This window comes from Mesorhizobium sp. M5C.F.Ca.IN.020.32.2.1 (genome assembly GCF_004023105.1).
GTDB lineage: Bacteria > Pseudomonadota > Alphaproteobacteria > Rhizobiales > Rhizobiaceae > Mesorhizobium > Mesorhizobium wenxiniae.
Genome location: NZ_RZSX01000599.1, coordinates 1 through 4,081, shown reverse-complemented (window position 1 = coordinate 4,081; position 4,081 = coordinate 1). Strand labels below are relative to the sequence as shown.

The following is a 4,081-nucleotide window of genomic DNA, read 5'->3' as shown; positions in this document are numbered from 1 at the left end:
CCCCGCCCCGCCGCTACGCATACGGCGGCTTATGTGGGACAGGCATCGTGCGTTGGTAACCGCGCAGTGTTCAAGAAGTCGTGAGATCAGGAAAATCCAGCGCGCCTCCTGTCAATCACCGAGCCCATCGCGAATGTCGCAGAAATAGCGATCGGTTCCTACCTGTCCGCCCTTGAGCGCAACTTCCAGCCCATCGATCGTCTTGACGCGCGAGTGGGCGACGCAGAGCGGCGAACCTGGTGAGGCGGGCAGCGGCATCCGCACCGTCAGCGCATCGACGCCCATCTGGCCGAGTGCATGGCTCGACGTGTCGCCGCCGGCGATGACCACGCGCTGCAACTTTTGTTCGATCGTCAGCTCGCGAAGAAGTTCGCCGAGGCCGCGGCCAAGCTTGTGGCGGGCGCCTGCCTGCCGGTCGATTTCGGCGCCGCGGTCGGCTGCTGGTCCAAGCGCCGTGTAGAGGACGACGCTGCGCCCGGCCTCCAGACTGGCGCGACCGCTTGCTGCCGCACGAGCGATCGCCTTGTCGGAATCCTCTGAGACCAGTTCGACAGGGTCCACCTCGATCCCGTCGAAACCGTCCGTCAAAGCATGCCGGATCTGTCGTTCCGTTGTCGGCGAACAACTGCCCGAGACCACCGCGATCCGGTCGGCCGCGCCCGGAGGCGAAAAGCTGGACTCGGCACTGACGGTATGGTTCGACGCCCATTCGGCCAGCAGCGCATATTCGATCCCGGAGGAGCCGACGACGAAATAGCCGCCCGGCGTGCGAACGCGCCATATCTCCTTGCCGGCAAGCGCCTGAGTCTCGCGGCTGTCGACGTCCAAAAGCACGATATCGCTGCCATTTTCGGTCAGCCGATCGAACACTTCCGATCGGAACGCTGACTGCAGCGTCGCGAGGTCGACCAGCCCCGAGGTGAGGTCTGTCTGGCGCGACAGATGGATCAGCAAATCGGATTCATCCATCGGCGTGGTCGGATGGCGGCTCATCACGGGATGGCGATCGATACGGAAATATTTGTCGCGGTAGGTCGCGAACAGATGGCCGAAGGCGGTGTAGCGCTTGAGCTGCGGCGCGCCGATCACCAGCGGCACGCTTTCCTGGCTGAAAACCGAGCGGCCAATCTCGATCGCCCGGCCGATGCTGCCGATCGTTGGGCTGGAATCGAAAGTCGAGCAGACCTTGTAGTGGCAGATCTCGGCGTTCAGGGTCTTCAGCCAGGCCAAGGCGCCCCGCAGATGCGTGTCCATCCACTGCGGCGTCTCGCTGCGGCTGGTACCGGCCAGGCCGATGGCACGGCAATGCCTGAACCGCGAAAGCAGGGCCTTGTCCGGCTGGCGCATGAACAGCACGGTCGGCACACCGCCGAGCTCGAGCGCCTCCATGACGTCGGTCGAGCCGGTGAGATCATCGCCATAGTAGCTGAGAAGCAGATTTTGCATGGGGTCAGGCTGCTTTGCCGTCGCCGAATTTCTCGATCGACCGCGCCAATTCGGGATGGGTCAGGGCGAACTCCGCCAGCGGGATATTATCGACCGCCGCCTGCCAGGCTTGCTGCACCGCGCGCACGCCGGCACCCGGCCCGTCCGGATGGCTGACGATGCCGCCGCCGCAGAGATAGAGAAGATCGACCGTTCGGCCGGTTCGCCGGTAGGTTTCGGGGGCCTGTCCGCCCCACTGGCCGGAGCCGGCGACCGGCAACGCGCAATCATCCGGCGAAAAGATCGGCGTGGTCACCGCCTTGAAGGATTCGACGAATGACCAGTCCGGCTCCCAATATTTCGAGGCGATGCCATTGATCTGGAATTGATCGACGCCGAGCAGCCGCCAGAACTGCTGCCAGACCTTGAAATCCATGCCAAGCCCGGGGTGACGGGTGAGAATGTCCCAGCCGTTGCGGTGGGCCTGGATCACCAGGCTGGAGCGCTTTCTGAGGAAAGCCATGCCGCCGAAGCCGACGGAGTTGATGTTGACCACAGCGCAATTGCCGCCGGCCTTCGCCACCAGATCGTGGTTGCGCATCATCTCGTCAGGATCGGCATGCGAGATGCCGAAGGCATACATGACCTTTTTACCAGTCTTCTGCTCATGGTCTAGGACGAGCGGCATGATCGCCTTCACCCGTTCCGACAGGGGCGAATAGGCCGGGCTCATCAGCTTCTCGTCGTCCTTGATGAAATCGACGCCGGCCGCGATCAGCTCACCCACCATCTCCGCCGTTTCGCGCGGTCGAAGCCCGAGCGCCGGCTTGACGATCGTCCCGATGATCGGGCGGTTCTCCACGCCGGTCAGTCGGCGGCTGCCGGTGGCGCCGAATTGCGGACCCGGATGGGCGCTGCGATACTCATCCGGCAGCTTCATGTCGACGACGCGGATGCCGGACAGGCCCTTGATCGAATAGGCGCCACCGATGGCGATGGTCATCAGCGCCGAAAGATCGGTACCGATGGCATCCAATGGAAACGCGATGTCGACATCCGCGCGCCTGAAAGGCCCGTCACCGGTTTCGGGAAGGGACGAGCGATCGGCGTCCGGCAGATGCCGTATCGTCAGGACGCGTGCAGCCACCCGCGCCTTGAGCTCTTCGGTCTCGCCGGGCAGCGCGACGAAGGTTCCGGTCGACTGATCGCTGGCGATCTTGGCCGCCAGCGCCTCGATGCTCGCCGAGGTCTCGATGCGATAGGTGAGGGTGATCATAGTTCGAAAAAAATTTCCCTGATCTTCGAAATCTGGTATAATGAGTACATAAGTATTGCAAGCGATATCCTGCCCGGAAAGGCATTCTGGGAATCGTGGGTGACAATGCTAAATAGACACCGGTCAAGGAGTGATTCGCGACGATGAACCGTTCGGAGCCGATCGTCCGGCGCAAGCTTTCCGACGAAGTGTTTTTGAGGCTGAAGCGCCTGATTACCAGTGGCGAATTGCAGCCAGGCGACGACATGCCGTCGGAGCGCGAACTGATGGAGCGCTTCGAGGTCGGCAGGCCGGCGATCCGCGAAGCGATGCAGGCGTTGAGCAATATGGGTCTCGTCGCGATCTCGCATGGCGAGCGGGCGAAAGTGCTTCAGCTGACTGCCAAGTCGATCATCAAACAGGTCGACGGCGCGGCCAAGATCATCCTGTCGTCATCGAAGGACACGCTGGAGCACCTCAAGAACGCCCGCATCTTCTTCGAGCGCGGCATGGTCAGGCAGGCCGCCGAAAAGGCCACAGCAGAGGACGTTCAGCGGCTGCGGGCCACCGTTGCCGAACAGCGGAGCTTTCGCGGCGATTCCGAGGCCTTCATATCCGCCGACATGAAGTTTCATACCCAGATCGCGGCAATATCCGGCAACCCGATTTATGTCGCGGTCAGCGAAGCGATGCTTGGCTGGCTGAAGGAATATCACACCGAGATGCTGATCTGGACCGGCAAGGAAAACTTCACGCTGACCGAGCACGAAGAGATCATCGGGCGCATCGAGCAGAAGGATGCGGACGCAGCCGAGAAGGCGATGATCAAGCACCTCGAGCGCTCGCGCGCGCTCTATGTGATGAATTCCGGCAACTGATTTCACCGGCTCCGGGTGATCGCGTAAGGCGGCATCACAAGGTGGCGTCGTTCGAACCCGGAAATATCAACCGTCACTTCGCTCGCCGTCAGATTCGCCAGCCACATGACGGTCTGGCCCGCGGGAGAACGGCCGGCCAGCGTGAGCACCCGCGTCTCATCGCTAGTCCTCGCCGCTATGTGCCTGAAGCCGGCCAGTTCGCAAAGACCCTTGATAGCCTCGAAAATCGGCCGGGGTTCACCTTCGCCGACGGGTTCCCCGGATGCCGCCAGCACGCCGAACGGTCCGGTGAAGCTGGACAGCGTGAGCATCTCCAGCCCGGCCGGGGCGACGCGCGCGGCATAGCCGATCGTCCATGCTGCCGCGAACATGCCGGCATGGCGAGGATCCCGGTCGGCCATGGCGATGCGCTGACGGTGCGGATTGGCCTTGGTCGCACCGCCATAGGGGTTCTGCCGCATGGCGATGGTCGACGGGCCGATCCGGTAGTGTTTTGGCCCGAAGATTGCCCGCACCGATGCAG

General features: G+C 62.8%; 3 protein-coding genes and 1 pseudogene. 1 reads left to right on the top strand and 3 read right to left on the bottom strand.

Annotated features, from left to right (window positions below; all coding sequences use genetic code 11):
• Window positions 1-111 precede the first annotated feature (111 nt).
• Entirely contained in the window at window positions 112-1,446 is a 1,335-nt protein-coding gene (locus tag EOA86_RS25115; protein WP_128344137.1) for a four-carbon acid sugar kinase family protein, read from the bottom strand.
• 4 nt (window positions 1,447-1,450) lie between these two features.
• Complete coding sequence (oiaX, locus tag EOA86_RS25110; protein WP_128344135.1) at window positions 1,451-2,701, bottom strand: 3-oxo-isoapionate-4-phosphate decarboxylase OiaX; 1,251 nt, start codon at window positions 2,699-2,701, stop codon at window positions 1,451-1,453.
• Window positions 2,702-2,844: 143 nt separating this feature from the next.
• On the opposite strand from oiaX, the gene EOA86_RS25105 reads away from it, so the two are divergent.
• The gene (locus EOA86_RS25105; protein WP_127209660.1) at window positions 2,845-3,558 is read left to right on the top strand and encodes a transcriptional regulator NanR; all 714 of its coding nucleotides are present in this window, start codon (window positions 2,845-2,847) and stop codon (window positions 3,556-3,558) included.
• A 2-nt stretch (window positions 3,559-3,560) separates the two neighbouring features.
• Here the strand turns inward: EOA86_RS25105 and EOA86_RS25100 are convergent.
• Window positions 3,561-4,081 (bottom strand): annotated as a pseudogene (locus tag EOA86_RS25100) (hypothetical protein); the annotation flags it as partial.

Excerpts from the sequence above, each read along its gene's own strand:
- EOA86_RS25105 (WP_127209660.1), top strand. The coding sequence starts at position 2,845 with ATGAACCGTTCGGAGCCGATCGTCCGGCGCAAGCTTTCCGACGAAGTG.
- oiaX (WP_128344135.1), bottom strand. The coding sequence starts at position 2,701 with ATGATCACCCTCACCTATCGCATCGAGACCTCGGCGAGCATCGAGGCG.
- EOA86_RS25115 (WP_128344137.1), bottom strand. The coding sequence starts at position 1,446 with ATGCAAAATCTGCTTCTCAGCTACTATGGCGATGATCTCACCGGCTCG.